The organism is Alcaligenes nematophilus, from assembly GCF_026344155.1.
GTDB classification, from domain to species: domain Bacteria; phylum Pseudomonadota; class Gammaproteobacteria; order Burkholderiales; family Burkholderiaceae_B; genus Alcaligenes; species Alcaligenes phenolicus.
Map to the genome: position 1 here is coordinate 203,564 of NZ_JAPKMZ010000006.1, position 19,042 is coordinate 222,605.

17 protein-coding genes are annotated in these 19,042 nt (G+C 57.1%); 1 reads left to right on the forward strand and 16 read right to left on the reverse strand.

Annotation, left to right across the window (positions count from 1 at the left end; translation table 11 throughout):
- Positions 1-54: 54 nt before the first annotated feature.
- Positions 55-735, forward strand: coding sequence for a pyridoxine/pyridoxamine 5'-phosphate oxidase (locus OSH04_RS16500; RefSeq protein WP_266108883.1), 681 nt, complete (start codon positions 55-57; stop codon positions 733-735).
- A 224-nt stretch (positions 736-959) separates the two neighbouring features.
- Here the strand turns inward: OSH04_RS16500 and OSH04_RS16505 are convergent, their stop codons facing one another.
- The 16 genes from OSH04_RS16505 to OSH04_RS16580 all read right to left on the reverse strand — a co-directional run bounded on the left by OSH04_RS16505 (position 960) and on the right by OSH04_RS16580 (position 19,006).
- Entirely contained in the window at positions 960-1,997 is a 1,038-nt protein-coding gene (locus tag OSH04_RS16505; protein ID WP_035269350.1) for a TRAP transporter substrate-binding protein, read from the reverse strand.
- Between the two features lie 141 nt (positions 1,998-2,138).
- Positions 2,139-3,428, reverse strand: a complete 1,290-nt coding sequence (locus tag OSH04_RS16510; RefSeq protein WP_021447142.1) for a TRAP transporter large permease — start codon at positions 3,426-3,428, stop codon at positions 2,139-2,141.
- Positions 3,429-3,443: 15 nt separating this feature from the next.
- Positions 3,444-3,947, reverse strand: coding sequence for a TRAP transporter small permease (locus OSH04_RS16515; RefSeq protein ID WP_009464436.1), 504 nt, complete (start codon positions 3,945-3,947; stop codon positions 3,444-3,446).
- A 771-nt stretch (positions 3,948-4,718) separates the two neighbouring features.
- Positions 4,719-5,450 carry an SDR family NAD(P)-dependent oxidoreductase gene (locus OSH04_RS16520; protein WP_266108885.1) on the reverse strand — a complete coding sequence of 244 codons (732 nt, stop codon included), beginning with the start codon at positions 5,448-5,450 and terminating at the stop codon, positions 4,719-4,721.
- A 21-nt stretch (positions 5,451-5,471) separates the two neighbouring features.
- Positions 5,472-5,873, reverse strand: a complete 402-nt coding sequence (locus OSH04_RS16525) for a Zn-ribbon domain-containing OB-fold protein (protein WP_026483927.1) — start codon at positions 5,871-5,873, stop codon at positions 5,472-5,474.
- The gene (locus tag OSH04_RS16530; protein ID WP_083055163.1) at positions 5,870-7,054 is read right to left on the reverse strand and encodes a thiolase family protein; all 1,185 of its coding nucleotides are present in this window, start codon (positions 7,052-7,054) and stop codon (positions 5,870-5,872) included. Before OSH04_RS16530 ends, OSH04_RS16525 begins: the two co-directional genes overlap by 4 nt.
- Positions 7,055-7,058: 4 nt before the next feature.
- Entirely contained in the window at positions 7,059-8,690 is a 1,632-nt protein-coding gene (locus tag OSH04_RS16535; RefSeq protein WP_266108886.1) for an AMP-binding protein, read from the reverse strand.
- Between the two features lie 19 nt (positions 8,691-8,709).
- Entirely contained in the window at positions 8,710-9,192 is a 483-nt protein-coding gene (locus OSH04_RS16540; protein WP_009463815.1) for an aromatic-ring-hydroxylating dioxygenase subunit beta, read from the reverse strand.
- A gap of 2 nt (positions 9,193-9,194) precedes the next feature.
- On the reverse strand, positions 9,195-10,529 hold the full coding sequence (locus tag OSH04_RS16545; protein ID WP_009463816.1) for an aromatic ring-hydroxylating dioxygenase subunit alpha: 1,335 nt from the start codon (positions 10,527-10,529) through the stop codon (positions 9,195-9,197).
- Between the two features lie 23 nt (positions 10,530-10,552).
- Positions 10,553-11,521 (reverse strand): PDR/VanB family oxidoreductase, encoded by a 969-nt coding sequence (locus OSH04_RS16550; protein WP_115634869.1) that lies wholly within the window; start codon positions 11,519-11,521, stop codon positions 10,553-10,555.
- A gap of 330 nt (positions 11,522-11,851) precedes the next feature.
- Positions 11,852-12,640 carry a cyclase family protein gene (locus OSH04_RS16555; protein ID WP_088451603.1) on the reverse strand — a complete coding sequence of 263 codons (789 nt, stop codon included), beginning with the start codon at positions 12,638-12,640 and terminating at the stop codon, positions 11,852-11,854.
- 246 nt (positions 12,641-12,886) lie between these two features.
- The gene (locus OSH04_RS16560) at positions 12,887-13,915 is read right to left on the reverse strand and encodes a carbon-nitrogen hydrolase family protein (RefSeq protein ID WP_009463819.1); all 1,029 of its coding nucleotides are present in this window, start codon (positions 13,913-13,915) and stop codon (positions 12,887-12,889) included.
- A 15-nt stretch (positions 13,916-13,930) separates the two neighbouring features.
- A complete protein-coding gene (locus OSH04_RS16565; protein ID WP_009463820.1) occupies positions 13,931-14,854 on the reverse strand; it encodes a fumarylacetoacetate hydrolase family protein in 924 nt (307 codons plus the stop codon).
- A gap of 95 nt (positions 14,855-14,949) precedes the next feature.
- Positions 14,950-16,074 carry a cupin domain-containing protein gene (locus OSH04_RS16570; RefSeq protein ID WP_009463821.1) on the reverse strand — a complete coding sequence of 375 codons (1,125 nt, stop codon included), beginning with the start codon at positions 16,072-16,074 and terminating at the stop codon, positions 14,950-14,952.
- A 21-nt stretch (positions 16,075-16,095) separates the two neighbouring features.
- Positions 16,096-18,432, reverse strand: coding sequence for a bifunctional salicylyl-CoA 5-hydroxylase/oxidoreductase (locus tag OSH04_RS16575; RefSeq protein WP_083055158.1), 2,337 nt, complete (start codon positions 18,430-18,432; stop codon positions 16,096-16,098).
- A gap of 130 nt (positions 18,433-18,562) precedes the next feature.
- A complete protein-coding gene (locus OSH04_RS16580) occupies positions 18,563-19,006 on the reverse strand; it encodes an acyl-CoA thioesterase (protein WP_035269363.1) in 444 nt (147 codons plus the stop codon).
- Between the last annotated feature and the right edge of the window lie 36 nt (positions 19,007-19,042).

Below are 19,042 nucleotides of genomic sequence, written 5' to 3' on the forward strand. Positions count from 1 at the left end.
ATGGTGCTTTGAGCAGACGCTCAGAAGTCGACGATTTTTTAACAGGCAAGCTGTATGTCTTCATCTGCTTCTTGCGGCGCTTCCATCAAGGACACGCTACGTCAGATTCCCTCTTTGAAAGCCCCTTTGCCAGAGCTGGATTTGGCTGACATGCCAGCAACTCCGGAGCAAGCATTTGCCTTGTGGCTAAACGAGGCCTTAGCTGCAGGGATTAGAGAACCACATGCCATGACCTTGTCCACGGTAGACGAACACGGCTGGCCTGATGCTCGCGTGCTTATTTTGAAGAATGTGGACGCGGAAGGCTGGCATTTTGCGCTTAAGGGCAATAGCCCCAAGGCCCGGCAGTTGGATTATCACCCTCAGGCAGCACTGACTTTTTACTGGCCTGCACTAGGCAAGCAAATTCGCCTGCGTGGTCATGTTCATCTTTTGCCGGAACAGATTTGTGCTGACGATTTTCTAGGCCGGCCCCTAGGCTCACGCGCCAGTGCGATTGCGTCCAGGCAAAGCGAAGTTCTGCACGATGAGACTGAACTTCATCAGCGCTTGAAGGAAGCACAGGTTTATTTGGATACTCATCCCGATCATGTGGAACCAGGCTGGCGCGTCTATGCACTTACCCCTCACATAGTGGAGTTCTGGCAGGGTGCATCAGACCGAAATCACAAGCGTTTGCGCTACACCCGTAATGCGCAAGGCCTGGAGTGGGCAACCGTTCGGCTTTGGCCTTGAGCAACAAATATAAAGGCGAACCGCGCAGGTTGATGCATGACCTTAACAAGGCACGCGATTTCATCAATCTCCAACCGTACTTCTTCAATAAGCCAGCATAGTTAAAAACACCGTCAAACCCGAGTGTGTGTCCAGCTTGTTCAGGCATAGATCACTACAAATAAAAAACCCCGCTCTCCCAAAGGAAAGCGGGGCCAAGACTGTAGTGAGTCTCTTGCTGCGTATTACTTGGCAGCGCTCAGCTCTTTGATCTGCTCGCGGAAGTAGGCCAGCGCAGCTTTACCGTCGATGCCCTTCTTGTCAGCGGCCTTGATCCAGTCTTCTTCAACAAAGGCCAGACGCTCTTTCAGCTGATCAGCCGCTGCACCTTCAATGCGCAGGGTCTTCAAGCCAGCTGCAGTGTGCTTTTCAATGGCCTGTTGCTCAGCCACTTGCCACTTGGAACCGAAGTCATTGGCAATCCATTCGCCGCTGATTTTCTCGATAGCAGCACGGTCGGCTTCCGACAGACTCTTCCACTTGCGCTCGTTCATGAACATGTACTGGCTGGATTTGCCAAAACCACCTTCCACGGACACGGCAGTCTTGACCAGCTTGTCCAGTTTCCAGTTATCCAATTGGTCGTACTGGAAGTACATACCATCGATCACACCACGCGACAGCATTTCGTAGCTGTCCGATGCAGGCGCGTTCACGGTCACGATACCCAGCGCTTTACCGATGGCATCAAACAAGGGGCTAGGCGAGCGCAGCTTCTTGCCTTTCAAATCGTCAATGCTTTGCACATTGTCCTGGCTGGTGAAAATAACGGTCGCGGGGCTGGTCCACATACCCAGCAGTTTCACGCCCCTGTGCTCGTTGGCACCCATCATGAATTTTTCGTAGGTGCGCCAGTAGGCAACCGAGTTCACTCCGCCATCATCCGTGGTGAAAGGCAGTTCAGCAAATTCGATCAGCGGGAAGCGGTTAGCCGTGTAGCTGTGTACCGACATGCCCATATCAGCAATACCGTTACGCACCAGATCCAGGTGAGCCTGAGGCTTGCCCAGCGCGTTGATGAATTCCACCTTCACGCGACCTTCCGTGGCTTTTTCCACTTCCTGGGCCCAGGGCTCGAACATATTGGTCACAATAAAGTGGCCTGGAGGCATCCACTGGGAAAACCGCAGGGTGGTAACTTCAGCCGCAACCGAAGGCATGGTCGGTGCCAGGGCTGCTGCAGCCAGGCCCAGGCTCAAGGCCAATTTTTTGAAAACACGCATCTCGACTCCTCGTAAATTATTTTGCTGCCGGGCCACTACAGCCCGGCGTCTTGGCCACTTGATGGGACGTTAAGCAGGTCCTGGACCTGCACACCCGGCGGCTTTACTGCTGCCCGGATCACAACTGCATCCGGGCCGGGTTTACATACTGTTCGGGACAACCAGAACAATCCAGGGGACAAACACCAGCAAGAGCAAACGCACGATATCCATCATTACAAAGGGAGTCACACCCCGAATAATGGTGCCCAAAGGAACATCGGGCATCACGTTCTTGATCATGAAAATGTTCAGACCCAACGGAGGGGTAATCAGACTGATTTCAGCAGCCACCACCACGATGATGCCGAACCACACCAGATCAAAGCCCAGAGAGGCCACAATCGGGTAGAAGATAGGCACCGTCAGCATGACCATGGACATGGTTTCCAGGAAACAACCCAGAACCAGGTAAATCGCGCAGATGATCAGAATCACCACAATGGGCGACACATCAATGCCCTGGATGAAACCCAGCAACTGATTAGGCAAACCAGCCACGGTCAGGAAGTTGGTAAAGACCAGCGCACCAATCACCAAAGCAAACATGATGGCCGTGGTTTGAGCGGCTTCAATCAGCACCGTCAGGTACATGCGAGGCTGCCAGCCACGACGCTTCAGGGTCAGCAAGAAGGTCGCTGCAGCGCCAATACCCGCCGCTTCTGTCGGGGTGAAGACACCCCCGTAAATACCGCCCATGATGACGATGAACAGCACGGTAATGGCCATCACGCCTTTGGTCGCCTCAAAGCGCTCGCGCCAGCTAGCTTTTTCGCCAGGACGGCCCAGATTCGGGTTGATCGCGGTAATGATCATCACCGTGATCAGGTACATCAGCATGGCGATCATGCCGGGCAAAAAGCCTGCCGCAAACAGCTTGCCAATGTCGGTTTCGGTCAGAATCCCGTAGACCACCATCATCACGCTGGGTGGAATCAGAATGCCCAGCGTGCCGCCTGCCGCAATACTGCCGGTAGCCAGACGGTCGTCGTAGTTGTACTTGCGCATATTGGGCATGGCCACACGACCCATGGCTGCGGTGGTGGCCATACTGGAGCCACAGAGTGCACTAAAGGCACCACAGGCAACAATCGTGGCCATCGCCAGACCACCACGCAGGTGGCCAATAAAGGCGTGAGCGGCTTTGTACAGGTCCTTGGACAAGCCCGAGGCATTGACCAGATTACCCATCAAGATGAACAGCGGCAGCACGGTAAAGCTGTAGCTCATGGCCGTGTCGTAGCTGGTCTGCGCCGCCATGGTCAAGGCCGCTTCCATGCCGGTAAAGAAGGCAAAACCCAGCGTACCAACCAGCAACATGCCCCAGGCAATGGGCAAACCCAGAAATAAGCTACCCAGAAGGACAGCCAGTCCGATAATAGAAATCAACATGAAAAAACTCCGTCTTTATCGGCTTGGAGAGCTAAAAATCTTGAACAGGGAAGCCACAGTGGCAATGCCGGTCATGGTGGCGATGATGTAGGCAAACGGGGCAATAGGCACTTGCAAGGCGTTGCTCATATCGCCGTAGTCGGCCAGCTCGTTGGCGTGACTCCACAGGTAGACAGTCAGCACGGCCAGCATGACGGTAGAGACCACATTGATCACGAATTGCTGGATACGACGCGCCACTGGACCTAGCCAGGCGTCAATCAAACTGACGGTCAGGTGTTGCTGGTGCCAGGTAACACGCGGCAAGGCCGCAAAAATCAGCACGCCCAGCAAGAGTTCGCTGGCTTCATAAGCGCCCAGCAAAGGGGCGTGAAATACATACCGGCCTATCACGTCCACGGTAGTGATCCCTGTCATCAGGATCAAGATGACCACACAGGCAGCATCCAGAATTGTCTCTACAACTCGTACTACTCCACGTGAACGCACCAGCTCCATTCCTGGCAGATCGTCGTTCATTACAGCTCCACTCTTTTTGGCCAGCGAAGGCCCGTTTTTTGGGTCATCATGCACCCCGAAAAATCGACGCGCATTGTTATATTTCTGTTCTAAATAGTTTATAGATGAACAAATCCAGGTAAATAGAAAGAAACCCTTAATTCCATCCAAAATCATGGAATCGTGGTTTCTATCTCACATAGCAAGAAATACGGTCACAAACTGCCTCGCTTGTCCTGTGCAAGAGCTGATAAAAACTGCCGGAACAGGCGTGAGTCATGGCTTGGCGCAATGTCGAGCAGGCGAACATTGGCTTTAAGAAGGGCAATAAAAGAATCAGCCCACTAGCAATCAGGCAGCATCCGGACCGGTAGCCAAACCCTGAGGCCCAGGTGTTTCATGTGACAAAAAGAGAGCCGAAAATGAACAGGCCTCTCACGTGTTGGACATACTTCCATGCGATGCGAGCAAGCCTGAAACAGCAACTTTTGACACCAAAAACCGGGGATAAAAAGCCAAAATCGGCCTCTGCGACAAAGAAAAAAACTTAGGCAGCAAAAAATCCCGGCACCGCTGACCAGCCGCCACCAATCAAGACGGTCCCTTCAGCCGTTTGTTTAAACGACACTCGCCGTCAGACATGCTGGAACAGATAGTCCATCAAGGGGGCTGTGCCATCCAAAAGCAAAAACCCCCTTGGAAAACCAAGGGGGTTTTATATGCCGTCAAGCAAATGGACTCGCTCCTGAACGCACTCAAAGCGCGATCACGGGCAGTCCCCTTGCCCATCAATCAGATCGTCAGCGTACCCACGCTGGCACCACCGCAGACATACAGGGTCTGACCCGTGATGAAGCTGTTTTCAGGGTCCGAGAAGAACAGGGTGGCGCGGCTGATGTCATCCGCACGGCCCAGACGCTTCACAGGGATCGCGGCAGCCAGCTTGGCTTCGCGCTCGCTACCGGCTTCGACCACGTCGTAGAACATATTGGTAGTGATGGGACCGGGGGCAATCACGTTGACGGTAATGCCTTGGTCCGCCAGTTCCAGCGCCCAGGTACGGGCCATACCCAACATGCCAGCCTTGGTAGCGGCATAGGCAGTACGGGTTTGCAGACCCAGCGCACCCCGCGAAGACATCAGCACGATGCGGCCAAAGTGGCGCTCGCGCATGCCAGGAACGACCACCTGGGTAATCTGCAAGGCAGCACCCAGGTGAATCTGGGTCAGACCCTGCAAGTCTTCCAGCTTGACCTCGTCCAGCAAGGCCGGCCAGATCACGCCTGCGTTGTGGATGAAGTGGGTCACTTCAAAGCGCTCGGCAATATCCTTGGCGGCTTTTTCGGTTGCTGCTGCATCCAGCAAATCCACCTGCACGCAGTGCAGACGCTCGTGCGTCCAGGGCAGGACATTGCGCGCCATGCTGATCACGGTGTAACCCTGATCCAGCATCTTGCGGCAAATGTCTTCACCAATACCGGTGCTGCCGCCCGTCACAATGGCGGTGTATTGAGCTTGTGTCATCTTGATTGTCTCCAGGCTAATTCAGGGCGCAGGGCGCGCCACCAGCACGGCTACGCCGCCAGCATCCAGCTCCAGACTCAGGCGCACTTTCTCGTCCGCCTGCCCGCCTTCGGGCAAGTGGGCGATGGCAAAAGGGCCGCAATCCAGGGCAACTGTGCCGATACGCCAGGGCAGTCGTGCCTGAAAGTAGGGTTCATTGCTGTGATGCAAGGTGGTCGTGGCCTGCAGAACACCCGTGTCGGCAACGGCCTGCCAGTTCAGCGTCGTGTGCAAGCAATGGCCGCACACATCGCGGGCGGGATACTGCACCGTGCCGCAGGACGGGCACACTTGCAGGGCGAATTCGCCGCGTTGGGCGGCTTCGGTCAGTCCGGCTGCCGTGGCGCTGCGTGCACCCGGTGGCAAGATTTGGGTGTCGCTCATGACTGCCCCCGTTCCAGCAAGGCCGCAGCAGTACAAATGCCGCGGTCGTAATTAATCATGCCAAAGCCGGACACCAGGCCGATGCGGGCATTGGCCACTTGCGTGTCGCCTGCGGTATCCGTCAATTGGCGCAAGGCCTGAACCAGTCCCAGGTAGCCGCCTGCTGCACCGGCCTGGCCTACCGATAGCTGTCCGCCGCTGGTATTGAAGGGAAAGCTGCCGTCCACGGTAAAGGTGTTCTTGCGGATGAACTCAGGGCCTTCGCCCTTGGCGCAGAATCCCAGGTCTTCAAACTGCAGGACGTTGATGACGGGGTAGTCATCGTAGGTTTCCATGAAATCCACGTCTGCCGGGGTGAGGCCCGCATGTTCGTAGAACGCATCCTTGTCCATGGCCCAGCCACCGCGATGCTGCACAGGGTCTTCAGGGAAAGCGTTGTGACGCTCGATGGTAGAACGGATACGCACATAAGGCAGGCCCAGTGCTTCGGCCTGTTCACGACGCATGACCAGATAGCCTTCGGCTCCAGCACACGGCATCACGCAGTCAAACAAGTGGATGGGGTCAGCAATGACGCGCGCCTCCATGTACTGTTCCAGCGTCAGCGGTTTTTTCATCAGGGCATGCGGGTTGCGCAGCGCATTATCGCGCTGGGCGACGCACAGCTTGCCGAAATCTTCACGCGTGGCACCGTAGTGACGCATGTAGTAGTCCGTCAGCAGCGCAAAGCTGGCGTTGGGGCCACCAGCACCGTATGGGTAGACGGCATCCTGCGAGAAACGCGAGAAGCCCGACACCGTGTTCTTGAAGGATTCACGGTGGTTGGTATCACCCGCAATACACGCCACGATGGACGCATCGCCACACTGCACGGCGCGGGCCGCACGACGCATGGCCACCACACCGCTGGCCCCACCCATGGGGATATGGTCCAGCCAGCGTGGGCTCATCTGAAAATGCTGCATCACGCCTACGGCAGTGTCCGAACCCAGCGTGAAGCTGGATACACACACACCATCGACGTCGGCTTTTTTCAGGCCGGACTGGGCCAGCAACTGGCCCAATGCCGCACCCAGCCACCAATGCGCGGTCTGCTCGGAATGGCGCTCGTAGGGGATGGTCACCGGGGCGACCAGCACCACATCGTCATAGCCCTGGCGGGCTGCTTGCGGCAAGGCCATGGGCTTAGGCCTCCTGACGTTTTTTCAGGTGATTCGTGTTCACGCAGGCCGGGTTTTCCAGCGCAGCCAGAGCAACCGTTTTCAGTTCACCGCGCTGGATCTTGTTGGTCGAAGTCAGCGGCAGGGCATCCACAAACAGAACGTAGCCGGGCACCTTGAAGTAGGCCAGCTGGGTCAGGCCCCACTGCACCATTTCCTGGGCAGCCTGTTCGCGCTGTTCCTGGGTTTCAATTGGGTTGTGCGGCACCACCAGCGCCATCACTTCGTCGCCACGGATGGCGTCGGGCACGGCGGCCACGGCAATGGAGCGCACCAGCGGGTGCTGCTGCATGATGTTTTCCACTTCCACGGCAGCGATGTTCTCGCCACTGCGACGGATCACGTTCTTTTTGCGGTCCACAAAGTGCAGATAGCCTTGTTCGTCGCGGCAAACAATGTCGCCCGTGTGGAACCAGCCGCCTTCCCAGGCTTCGTCGGTTGCTGCCGGGTCTTTCCAGTAGCCGGAGAAAAAGCCGTAGCGTGGGTTGTCACCGGCCGAGCGCACCAGCAATTCGCCGTTTTCACCGGCTTGAGCGGGTTCGCCATCGTCCTTGCGCAACAGCACTTCCACCACGGGCATTTCCTTGCCAAAGCAGGAGGTGCCGATAAAGCGGGGCTCGTGATTGGCGATGATGCTGGCACCCGCGCCGGTTTCCGTCATGGCCCAGGCTTCCAGCAGGGGGAAACCAAAGCGTTCTTCAAAGATAGGATGCAGACCACGGTCCACACCAGCGCCAAAACCAAAGCGCACATTGTGTTGACGGTCTTTTTCGCTGGCCTCGGCCTTCATCAGGATGGCAGGCATCACACCCAGGTAATGCACCACGGTTGCGCCGGACTCGCGCACCGAATCCCACCAGCTACGTGGGTGGAAACGGTCCAGGGAGATCAGGCAGCCGCCGGTCTTGATCATGGCCATGGTCGAGCAGGCCATCGCATTCATGTGGAACAGGGGCAGCGGAGTCAGCATGCGCTCTTTGCCATGCTCCAGCGAAGCCAGACCACCAATGTCGCGGTACCACTCGCCAGCATAATGGAAGTACTGGTTGGACAGCATGCAGCCCTTGGGGCGGCCTGTGGTACCGGAGGTGTACAGCAAGGCACATTCGCTGTTTTCATCAGGAATGTCACAGGAACGGGAGGCGGCGCGCTCCACCATCGGAGGCACATCGCCATCGGCCATGATGGCAAAAGGCTGACCAGCACGCTGAGCCGCTTCCACCAGATCCTGGTGACGGCTGGGCAGGGCAATGGCCATGATCATTTCCGAATGGCCGATCAGGTATTCCAGCTCGGCAGCGCGCAAATCAGGATTGATTGGCACAATCGACACGCCCAGGCTGTTCAGTGCGAACCAGTGCAGGAAGAACACGGGGCGGTTCTCCAGCAGGATGCCGACGCGGTGGCCGTGGCCGTAGCCAGCAGCGGCGTAGCCGGCGCGCAAGGCGTCGATACGCTCCAGCGCCTGACCATAAGTCAGCTCGCCCGCTTCAATACCGTAGATCTCGGCGGTCTCAGGCAGGGTACATACAAAGGGCTTGTCGCCCCATTTCTGGGCGGTGTCTCGAAAAGCCTGGTAGACCGTGGTGTTGGCCATCAAAAATTCTCCTGTCCTGTCACATAAACAACTGGATATTGCCGAAAGGCGCGTCGCAATTGAGCAGATCCACCCGTTTCAGACGGATCTTCAAGGCGTCGTCCTGGCGCACCAGGGTGTAGGTATTCCAACCCACATAGATATCTTGGTTGTCGCCACGCGTTTCCGTGTAATGGAAGGCGCAACGCACGGTGTATTCGCCTTTTTCCTCGTCCATGCTTTCCACAGTGGGTTGCTGGAGCAGGTGATGGCTACGGCTTTTGGGCTGCTGGGAAAAGGTACGGCGGCCTGCCAGACGTTCCACACGGATACGCAGCAAGAGCTTGTCCTCGTGCATCAGGGACGCGTGTAAACGGGCGTCCTGCTGATCGTGCACCAGCGGCATCCAGTAGTAGCCATCCTCGGTGAACAGGTCGAGCCATTGCTCGTAGCGCTGCTCATCCAGCAGGCGGGCTTCCGCATACACAAAATCGATAAGGGCCTGACGGCTGATTTCGCTCATGGTTATTCCTCTTCTTTCTTGGCCTGCTGCTCGGGCAGCATGAACTTCAACCAGGCGCGGAACTGGGCGCGCATCTGCATTTCGCTGGTGCCGTTGATCACCACGTTCTTTTGCTGGTCTTCATCTTTTTCCACCAGACGGGCCAGGTTCATCCAGTCGCGACCACGCGACTGCAAACCGTGCTGGGCACGCTCGTACATTTCCAGGTCATCGTGACCGACCATGGAGGTCGGGGCGTTGATCAGGCGGTTGTACATCAGGGTGCGTTCCAGGAAGGTGTCGGGTGCACCCACCAGGCGGAAGGTCCAGGATTCCACCAGGGTTTTGTCAGCGGCCAGCGGCTTGAACAAACGCAAGGTCTGGATCGGGCCCTTGACCATGATGTTGGGGAAGTAGCAAGTGTTGTGACGCGTATCGCCCAAAATGGCTTTGGCGCGCTCTTCACCATAGGCTTCGACCATCTGGTCCCAATAGCCGGGGATTTCGGAGTAATCAGCGTGAATGGAATTGCTCACGCCGGTATGGCCGTGACCGTTTTCCCACACGCGAATGCCCATGCCTTCGTAGAACTCGTAAGGCGACATGAAGGGGGCAAACAATTCAACAGCCATGGGCTTGGGCGTACCCGGAGGGGCCGCTTCCCAGGCTTTAACTGCCGTACCCGCCGAGGACTCGTGCGCCACCATGGGGTGACAGGTATCGGTCTGGTTATCAACCAGCATTTTCCAGTTGCACTGGTGCATGTAACGCATCACGCCACCGGCCACTTCCAGACGGCCTTCGGGGGAGCGATCCACCATATTGTCGATGGTGCTCAGAGACTCGCCAAAGAATTCCTCAAAGCCAATGCCTTCATCGGCCAGACGACAGAACACGAAATCGCGGTACACCTTGACGTTCTGTACTGCGGCCATGCCCTTGCTGCCTTCGGTGCATTCAAAGCCGGTGTTCTCGTAGCCTTTCTTCAAAGGGATGGACAGCAGGGAGCCGTCCGTCTTGAACGTCCAGGCGTGGTAGGGGCAACGGAAGAATTTGCCCGTGTTGCCACAGGTCTCGCCCGCCACTTGCACACCTTTGTGCGGGCAGCGGTTGTAGAGCACGCGGATGCTGTCATCGGTATGGCGCACCATGATGACCGATTCAGTACCGACCGTCGTGGTGTAGAAGTCGCCTTTATTGGGCACCTGGCTGGCATGGCCAACGTAGACCCAGGTATTGACGAACAACTGCTCCATCTCCAGTTCAAACAGCTCCTGGTTGATGTACAAATCCTTGTGGACCTCGGCCTCGCGTACCAATTCGCGGATGGCCTGGGGATTATCACGATACTTTTCCATCATGTTCTCCGTCGCCCTTGGGCTTATAGATCCAGCACCAGACGCGGGGTCTTGGCGCGGGAAATACAGATCTGGATGACCTTGTTGCTGGCTTTTTCCGAGTCGCTCAGGAAGTAGTCGCGGTGGTCAACCTCGCCTTCGATCACATCACAGGTACAGACGCCGCACTCGCCGCGCTTGCAGTCGATCATGGGGTCCAGGCCCTGCTCTTCCATCACGTCCACAATGGTCTTGTCCGCGGGAATTTGCAGGGTCACGCCGCTTTGGCGCAGTTCCACTTCAAACGGCTGGTCGCCTTCCTGGGGAGCAGCCGTCACAAACAGCTCGAAGTGCACATGGTCAGTAGGCCAGCCACGTTGCTTGCAGGCTTCGATCACGGCATCAATCATGCCTTTGGGGCCGCAGACGTAGATATGCTGGTCTTTGGACAGACCGTCGAGCAGGGTATTCAGGCAGAAACGGCCTTCGCTATCGTCCGCATAGTGGCGCAGGGCCGGGCCGGACAGGGCGCTCAGCTCATCCAGAAAGGCCAACTGTTCCACACTGCGACCAGCATAGTGCAGCTGATAAGGGCGGCCCTGGTGATGCAAGGCAGCGGCCATGCTGGCAATGGGGGTGATACCGATACCACCGGCAATCAGCACGGTTTCGGTTTCGCCTTCAGCGGCAGCATGCAAGGGGAAATCATTCTTGGGACCAGCCACGCGCAGCGTATCGCCTACTTTCAGGCTGTGCATGAAGCGCGAACCACCCGAGCTGTTGTCTTCCAGGCGCACGCCCAGACGGTAACAGGTCGGACCCTGTGCCGTGTCGGCGTCCAGCGAAATCAGGGAATAGCAGCGGTGATCGTTCAGATCAGGAATCTGTACCTGCAGGTGCGAACCCGGCGCAAACGCGGGCAGGGAACCGGCCTGGGCAGGCTCCAGCGTAAAACTGCGAATCAGCGGGGATGCGTTCTGGATGTCCCGGATGACGAGTTCAAAAGTATCCATCATGTGCCTACCATTGAGCATGACTACATCAATTACCCAGCCAAAAAGGCCAAGCCGTGGCATGATGTAGCGCCGCAGGGGGCAATGGGACGGTATCGCGTAACCTGAAAAAGGCTGCGTAAGGCTCGTCTACTGTCTCCGCTAAAACCGGCTGCCTGACACCAAGACTGGCTGTATGGCTGGATCTCTATTCATTCTTTTGTGAATTTATTTTATTGATGAATAGTTTACGGATAAATATATACTGCCGAATATAATGGAAAACCACTAGGTGAGAAAACAGCAGAACCGCATGGTACACAGTTCTGCCACTTCCCCACCGTTTTCTACTTACTGAGCAACCAGTGCGACCACGCGCAATGGGCTGCCGGAACCGCCTTCAATCTTCAACGGGGCCGACATGATCAGTGCACCTTGAGGGGGCAGCTGATCCAGGTTGCACAGGCACTGCAGACCGTAGCGGTTGGCACCGTGCATCAGGGTGTGGCAAGGGTAGCCAATAGGCCAGGAGTAGGATTGGCCAGCATCGGTGTTGATGGTTTCAACGCCAAAACCGTGAACCTTGCGCTCGTGAATCATCCACTCTACCGCTTCCTGAGCTGGGCCAGGCGTGTGAGCACCGTCTTCACGCATGTTCAGGAAGGCCTCGGCGTCGTTCACGCGCTTGGACCAGTCGGTGCGAAACAGCACCCAGGCGCCTTCAGGGATACGGCCATGCTTGGCTTCCCAGTTCAACAGGAACTCGGAGGTCAAAATGAAGTCTTCGTTCTGGGCCACTTCAGCAGAAGCATCAACCACCACGGCAGGGCGCAGGAAGTTGTCGACTGGAATAGTGTCGACCGTGTTGTCTGGATGGTCCTTGCCGGAAATCCAGTGCGCAGGCGCGTCAAAGTGGGTACCGGTGTGTTCGCCACAGGTGAAGTTGTTCCAGTACCAGCCTGGGCCGTTTTCGTCGTATTGGCTGATGCGCTCAATCGAGAAACCGGCAGTCTGGCCAAATTGGGGAGGCAGTTGCAAGGCGGGGAAGCTGGGAGACAGAGTCTGGGTCAGATCCACAAAACGGACCTGCTTGCTGTCGATCGCCTGGATAAAGGCTGCCAATGGGTTCGTGTCGCTCATTTCATCTCCTACTTGGGTCTTATGTCGTCGTTATCGTTGCCTGCCCTGCATGGCGCAGGATAGGGACCAGCCGTTAAAACAGCCCGCTCCTTCAGGCCCGGCACCGCCTTCCTTACAAAGGCAGCTTGCATCTTGGACCGCTGCGGCAAAGCCACGGCGGTTTTTTTTGAGCAGGTCGCTTGAGCAAAGAGACCCGTCAAAAAACGGTCCCGATCCACACAGGGAAAGGGACCGTCTTGAACCTTCTTACGCTTCCTTGTCGTCCAGAACGGAGAACTCGGCAGGATTCAGGTCTGGCTGGGACGCTGCGTCGCCTTCGTAAAAGCGGGCGGGCGTCAGTGCCTTGCGGTTCACACGCAGGTCAAACACGTCAAAACGGTTGTAGTGACCAGTGATGTCGTGCATTTGACGCGGCTGGATGCAGCGCGACAGATCGATGTCGGCGTAGGCAATGCCTTCCTTGTCGATCAGTGCTTCGCCCTGAACGCGGCCATCGGGGCCAATAATGCCCGAGAACGCGCTGTTGGGACGAGCCAGCAGATCACGTGCTTCAGGATGGCTGGCCGACATGGCTTCGATGATTTCCTCGGAAACCGTCGAGCAAGCCACAACCGTAAACACCTTGCCTTCAAAGCAGTGAGCAGCAGCACGCAGGCGAATCGCTTCAGCCATGTCGTAGTCTTTCGGTGCCACGGGCAAGGCGATGTAGCTGGCAACGTGTACCAGTTCACCTTGCGACAACAGGCTGAAACGAGCCAGCGTGTTGGTGTTTTCACCGCAAGCCAAGGCACCCAGAGGGCCAATAGTGGTGTCATGCACGCGCATCGAGGACGCATCGCCGTTGGCCCAGGTCAGCTTTTCAGCCCAGGTGGGAACCAGTTTGCGGTGACGGCCCAGAATGCGACCGTCAGCGCCGATGGTGACCAGCGTGTTGTAAATGGTGCCGATGCCAACGGGACTGCGCTCGTTCACACCCAACACCACGTTGACCTTGCGCTGGCGACAAACCTGCGCAACCTTCTGGATCTCGGGACCGGGCACTTCGATGGCCGATTTGCACAGGCGCTCGAACCACGGGCTACCGTCGATCGGGTTCATCACCCAGCTCCAGTAGGGGTAGCCAGATACAAACACTTCGGGGAAGGCGATCAGCTCGGCACCGTTATCGGCCGCTTCGTTGATCAGGCGACATACTTTTTCAATAGTCGCATTCGTATCCAGGAACACGGGCGCTGCCTGAACGGCGGCGGCCTTGAACTGACGCAATTCCAGCATCATGCTCTCCTTTACTTAGTTTTGGGGGGTGACGTCCACGATGGGGTGGCGCAGTTCGCCAATGCCTTCAACCACAGCGTGCACTACGTCACCAGGCCACATCCACTCTTGAGGATCACGGCCAGCGCCCACGCCTTCTGGGGTACCGGTAGCGATGATGTCACCGGGTTCCAGCGTGATACCGGCACTGATGTCAGCGATCAGATCGTTCACGTTGAACAGCATGTGCTTGGTGTTGGAGCTTTGCTTGGTCACACCGTTCAGAGTCAGGCTCAGGTTCAGGTTGTGCGGGTCGGTCAGCTCGTCAGCGGTCACGATCACGGGGCCGAAAGGAGCGTAGGTGTCCTGGCCTTTGGAGTAGATCCACTGACCGGCACGACGGCAGTCGCGGGCGCTCACGTCGATCATGACGGAGTAACCGAACACGTACTTCAGGGCGTCTTCTTTGGCCACGCGCTGAGCACGGGTGCCCATGATCACGGCCAGTTCCACTTCCCAGTCCATTTGCTGAGTGATGTTCTTGTTGTGCTCGATGGCATCGCCAGGGCCAACCACAGTGGTTGGTGGCTTGGAGAAAATCACGGGCTGCTTGGGCAGCTCTTTGGAGGTGTCCAGAGTACGGCTGGATTCGGCCACGTGTTCCACGTAGTTCAGGCCGATACCAAAGATGTTCTTGCGTGGGCGTGGGATAGGAGCCAACAGCTTGACGTTGGCCAGAGGCAGCGCCACACCAAAAGGCATATCGTCGGCGTAGGTTTCCAGCAAGCGAGCCGTGGAGGTCACAGCGGCTGGGCCCAGGTCGATGAAATCGAGCATATTGTCAGGCAGCATGTGGCCTGTGGCGTCGCCCAGGTAACCCAGGTCAACCACCAAATCACCCACAATGGCACCCAAGCGGCCAGCGGCAGCAACTTCACTACGGTACGTTACAAGACGCATTTCTATCTCCAGATTGGGCCATCTTGTGCAGATGGCTTGAATAAATCGGGTCGGCCCGCCTTGGCAGGCCGTCCAAATAAGTTAAACAAGTAGTCTTACAGCAGGACCTGATGGCCGCCGTTCTCTGCCAGCGCTTCTTCGCGGTACAGATTCAGGGCGCGCATCACCGGCAGGTCATGGAACGAGAACAGGCAAGCGTCGTCAGACGAGGAGCCGTTCACGTGCTCATGGAACATCCAGGATGGTACGCAGAAAATGTCGCGTTCGCGCCAGTCAAAGCGTTTGCCATTGATGATGGAATAACCTTCACCCTTGGCGCATTGGTAAATAATGCTGCCGGTGTGACGGTGGGCCTTGGTGTGTTCACCGGGGCGCAGCATCTGCATGCTGGCACCAATGGTGGCCATGACAGGGCCGCCGGTCAGCGGGTTGATGTAGTCCATGATGACGCCATCAAAGGGGCTGCCGTCCGTTACCTTGGCGTAGGCCGACAAGGCTTCGTAGGTGGGCTCCCACTCGTACTTGAGCAGGGGCGAGTACGGTTTTTGCCAGTCGTGCAAGGTGGGCTTCAGACCACGACCACCCCAGATACCCACCGCGTCGTTGACGGGGTGCGTAATGGCCTGGGTCAGATCCGGGTGAACCGCGTAGAAACCGGCTTCCAGGGCGTTGACCAGCGGAATGTCCAGACCGTCTTGCCAGATGCAAGGCAGGCCGTCAGCTTCCACACCGTGCTCGTGCCAGCAACCGTTAGGCGTCAGCACGAAGTCGTTGGCGCCCAAGGTCATCTTGTGGCCGTCCACGATGGTGTAGGCACCGCGGCCTTCCATGATGAAACGCAGGGCCGAGGAGGAGTGCGCATGTGCGGAAGCCGCTTCACCCGGTTTCATGACCTGCAAACCAGAGTACAGCCAGCCCACCGCCGCCGAGACTTCCTGGCGACCGGGGTTGTTCAGGTAAATCACACGACGACCGGCCTTTTCAGGGCTGACCAGATCCACCGAACGCAACACGTAATCGCGCAGGTCGCGGTAGCGCCAGACCACAGGCACGGATTCGGACTTGGGCTCCCAGGGCTCGATCTTGTTGGCCACGGTCCACAGAGCACCGGCCTCAAACTGAGTCAAATCCTGGTAGTACTTCACCAATTCGGGCGTGTCCTCAACATCTGCACGACCGAGCACGCTTTCGCGGTGGGTGTCAAAACGTTCTTCCGACATGATGCTGTCTCCTTTCGTGTTTTATGACTTGGCAGGGCCGTCCTGGGCCACTGGCGCACGTTTGATTTGGCGCTGCAACCAGTCCTTGCCCCATTCGTACTGAACGGGCCAGGCCAGGTCGGTGTAACCCAGCTCCGCAGCCTGACGTTGTGGCCAGTTCGCGTCGGCCAGAAAGCCTCGCGACAGGGCGCACAGGTCAGCACGGCCTGCAGCAATAATGCTGTTGGCGTGATCCGCTTCCATGATCGAACCCACCGCCATGGTGGCGATACCGGCTTCGTTACGGATACGGTCGGAGAATGGCGTCTGGTACATGCGGCCGTAAATTGGCTGCTGCTCCAGCACCACTTCACCCGAGGACACGTCGATCAGATCGGCACCGGCTTGCTTGAACAGGCGGGCAATTTCCACACCGTCGTCCGCCGTGTTGCCACCTTCGGCCCAGTCTGTTGCCGAGATACGCACCATGATGGGCTTGTTCTCTGGCCAGACGGCGCGGATAGCGGCAAACACTTCCAGCGGGTAAGCCATGCGATTTTCCAGACTACCACCAAATTCATCACTACGCTGATTAGTCAGTGGCGAGATGAAGCTGGACAAGAGGTAACCGTGGGCGGCTTGCAATTCGATGCAGTCAAAGCCAGCCTGGTCAGCGCGCTTGGCGGCGGCCACAAAGGCGTCACGAATTTCGTCCATCTGGGCGCGGGTGATCTCGGCAGGCACGGCAGTGACGCCAGCCTGGTAAGGCAGGGCGGAGGCCGACACCAAAGGCCAGTTGCCTTCAGCCAGCGGCTGATTGGCTTTTTCCCAACCCAGCTGCGTCGAACCGCGACGGCCAGCGTGGCCCAGCTGCACACCAATCTTGGCACCCTGTTCGTGGGCGAAAGCCACCACAGGTTTCCAGGCATTGGCCTGCTCGTCGTTCCACAGACCGGTACAACCGGGGGTGACACGACCTTCAGGCGTCACGGCCGTCATTTCAGCCATGATCAGGCCAGCGCCACCCATGGCGCGGCTGCCGTAATGCACCTGGTGCGTCGCACCGGGCATACCGTCCTTGGCGCTGTACATCAGCGTGGGCGAGAGCACGACACGGTTCTTCAACTGCATATCGCGCAGCTTGAAGGGCGTGAACATGGGCGAGGGAGCCTTTTCACCGTCGGCCAGCTTCATGCCAGCTTCGGTCGCCATCCAGCGCTCGTATTTTTCCAGCCAGGCCGCGTCACGCATACGCATGTTCTCGTGCGAGATGCGCTGCGAACGGGTCAGCATGGAGTAGGTGAACTGCTCGGGCTTCATATTGGCGTAACGGGCCACGTTCTCGAACCATTCGGTCGAGTTGCGGGCGGCGTTCTGAATGCGCAATACGTCCACGCTACGAGCGGCTTCGTAATCTTTCAGGGCCTCTTCCATGGACTCGTGGTCCATGTGCTGGGCCAGCGTAATGGCATCTTCCAGAGCCAGCTTGGTGCCAGAACCGATGGAGAAGTGAGCGGTGTGAGCGGCATCGCCCATCAGCACCACAGGAACCTTCTTGCCGGTGCCGTAATCTTGCCAGTGCACCCACTTGTTGCAGATAACGCGTGGGAAGCGGATCCAGATGGCCGAACCGCGCAGGTGAGTCGCGTTACTGATCAGCTTGTTGCCATCCAGGTGGTCGGCAAACAGCTTCTCGCAGTAGGCAATGGCCTCTTCCTGCGACATTTCGCCAATACCGGCTTTCTGCCAGGTCTCTTCAGGCGTTTCCACGATGAACGTGGACAGGCCATCCTGGAAGCGGTAGGCGTGAGCCTGGAACCAGCCGTGCTCGGTTTCAACAAAAATGAAGTTGAAGGCGTCGAACACTTTTTCCGTACCCAGCCACACAAAGCGGCAGTTACGGGTGTCGATATCGGGCTGGAACACGTCTTCGTAGCGGGTACGAATGGCGCTGTTGATGCCGTCAGAAGCAATCAGGATATCGGCGTTGTACTTGCGGGCCAGTTCAGCTTCGTCCGTGACCACGGTCTCGAACACCAGCTTGACGCCCACTTCTTCACAGCGAGCCTGCAGGATGTTCAGCAATTTCTTGCGACCAATCCCGATAAAGCCATGACCGCTGGAGCGCACGGCGCTACCTTTGAAATGGCACTCAATGTCGTCCCAGTGGTTGAACGCATCACCGATGGTCTGCGCGGACACAGGGTCAGCTTCACGCAGGTTTTCCATGGTCGCGTCCGAGAACACCACACCCCAGCCAAAGGTGTCGTACGGTCGGTTGCGCTCGATGACAAAAACCTCGTTCTGAGGGTTTTGCAACTTCATCAGCAAACCGAAATACAAGCCGGCTGGGCCTCCGCCAATACATACGATATTCATGATATGTCCGTATGGTCTGAATACATGCTTCTGAGCATAGTATATTTATTAATAAATATTATACAAGTCAACTATTTAAATCAAAAAAAATACCTGACCTGCACACTGCCTGCTACTACTTCAAACTAGATCAAGCCTTGCTGCTTTCTGGCTGGGCAATCACATACTCTTGCATGGGGTTGCGCAGGAAATCAGGGATAGGAATACCCAGGTGCGTCTCCAGCGAGGTGGTCACCACGGTCTGGCGCACTTGCATACGCAACACACCGTCTTTACCGATGCAGCGCAACAGCAGCTTCAAGGAGCTATTGCCAATGCGTTCCACACCCAGGCTCATCACCACATCATCACCCATACGGCTGATGGACTTGAACTCGGCTTCGATATGCACCGAGGGCATGCCCACCCGTTTGCTGGCGATCATGTTGTGAAAACCCTCGGGGGTCATGGAGTCGATCCATGCTTCCATCAGGTCGTTAAACATCACAAAGTACTGCGGATAAAAAACGATACCCGCTGGATCGCATTCCGAAAAACGGATGCGATGTTCTTGTTCGTACAGCTTGGAAACCATGTTGTAGACACCTTTTTAGCAAGTGTTTTGTGCGCC

Coding starts and splice junctions, on each gene's coding strand:
- OSH04_RS16500 (WP_266108883.1), top strand. CDS start 55: ATGTCTTCATCTGCTTCTTGCGGCGCTTCCATCAAGGACACGCTACGT.
- OSH04_RS16505 (WP_035269350.1), bottom strand. CDS start 1,997: ATGCGTGTTTTCAAAAAATTGGCCTTGAGCCTGGGCCTGGCTGCAGCA.
- OSH04_RS16510 (WP_021447142.1), bottom strand. CDS start 3,428: ATGTTGATTTCTATTATCGGACTGGCTGTCCTTCTGGGTAGCTTATTT.
- OSH04_RS16515 (WP_009464436.1), bottom strand. CDS start 3,947: ATGAACGACGATCTGCCAGGAATGGAGCTGGTGCGTTCACGTGGAGTA.
- OSH04_RS16520 (WP_266108885.1), bottom strand. CDS start 5,450: ATGACACAAGCTCAATACACCGCCATTGTGACGGGCGGCAGCACCGGT.
- OSH04_RS16525 (WP_026483927.1), bottom strand. CDS start 5,873: ATGAGCGACACCCAAATCTTGCCACCGGGTGCACGCAGCGCCACGGCA.
- OSH04_RS16530 (WP_083055163.1), bottom strand. CDS start 7,054: ATGGCCTTGCCGCAAGCAGCCCGCCAGGGCTATGACGATGTGGTGCTG.
- OSH04_RS16535 (WP_266108886.1), bottom strand. CDS start 8,690: ATGGCCAACACCACGGTCTACCAGGCTTTTCGAGACACCGCCCAGAAA.
- OSH04_RS16540 (WP_009463815.1), bottom strand. CDS start 9,192: ATGAGCGAAATCAGCCGTCAGGCCCTTATCGATTTTGTGTATGCGGAA.
- OSH04_RS16545 (WP_009463816.1), bottom strand. CDS start 10,529: ATGGAAAAGTATCGTGATAATCCCCAGGCCATCCGCGAATTGGTACGC.
- OSH04_RS16550 (WP_115634869.1), bottom strand. CDS start 11,521: ATGGATACTTTTGAACTCGTCATCCGGGACATCCAGAACGCATCCCCG.
- OSH04_RS16555 (WP_088451603.1), bottom strand. CDS start 12,640: ATGAGCGACACGAACCCATTGGCAGCCTTTATCCAGGCGATCGACAGC.
- OSH04_RS16560 (WP_009463819.1), bottom strand. CDS start 13,915: ATGCTGGAATTGCGTCAGTTCAAGGCCGCCGCCGTTCAGGCAGCGCCC.
- OSH04_RS16565 (WP_009463820.1), bottom strand. CDS start 14,854: ATGCGTCTTGTAACGTACCGTAGTGAAGTTGCTGCCGCTGGCCGCTTG.
- OSH04_RS16570 (WP_009463821.1), bottom strand. CDS start 16,074: ATGTCGGAAGAACGTTTTGACACCCACCGCGAAAGCGTGCTCGGTCGT.
- OSH04_RS16575 (WP_083055158.1), bottom strand. CDS start 18,432: ATGAATATCGTATGTATTGGCGGAGGCCCAGCCGGCTTGTATTTCGGT.
- OSH04_RS16580 (WP_035269363.1), bottom strand. CDS start 19,006: ATGGTTTCCAAGCTGTACGAACAAGAACATCGCATCCGTTTTTCGGAA.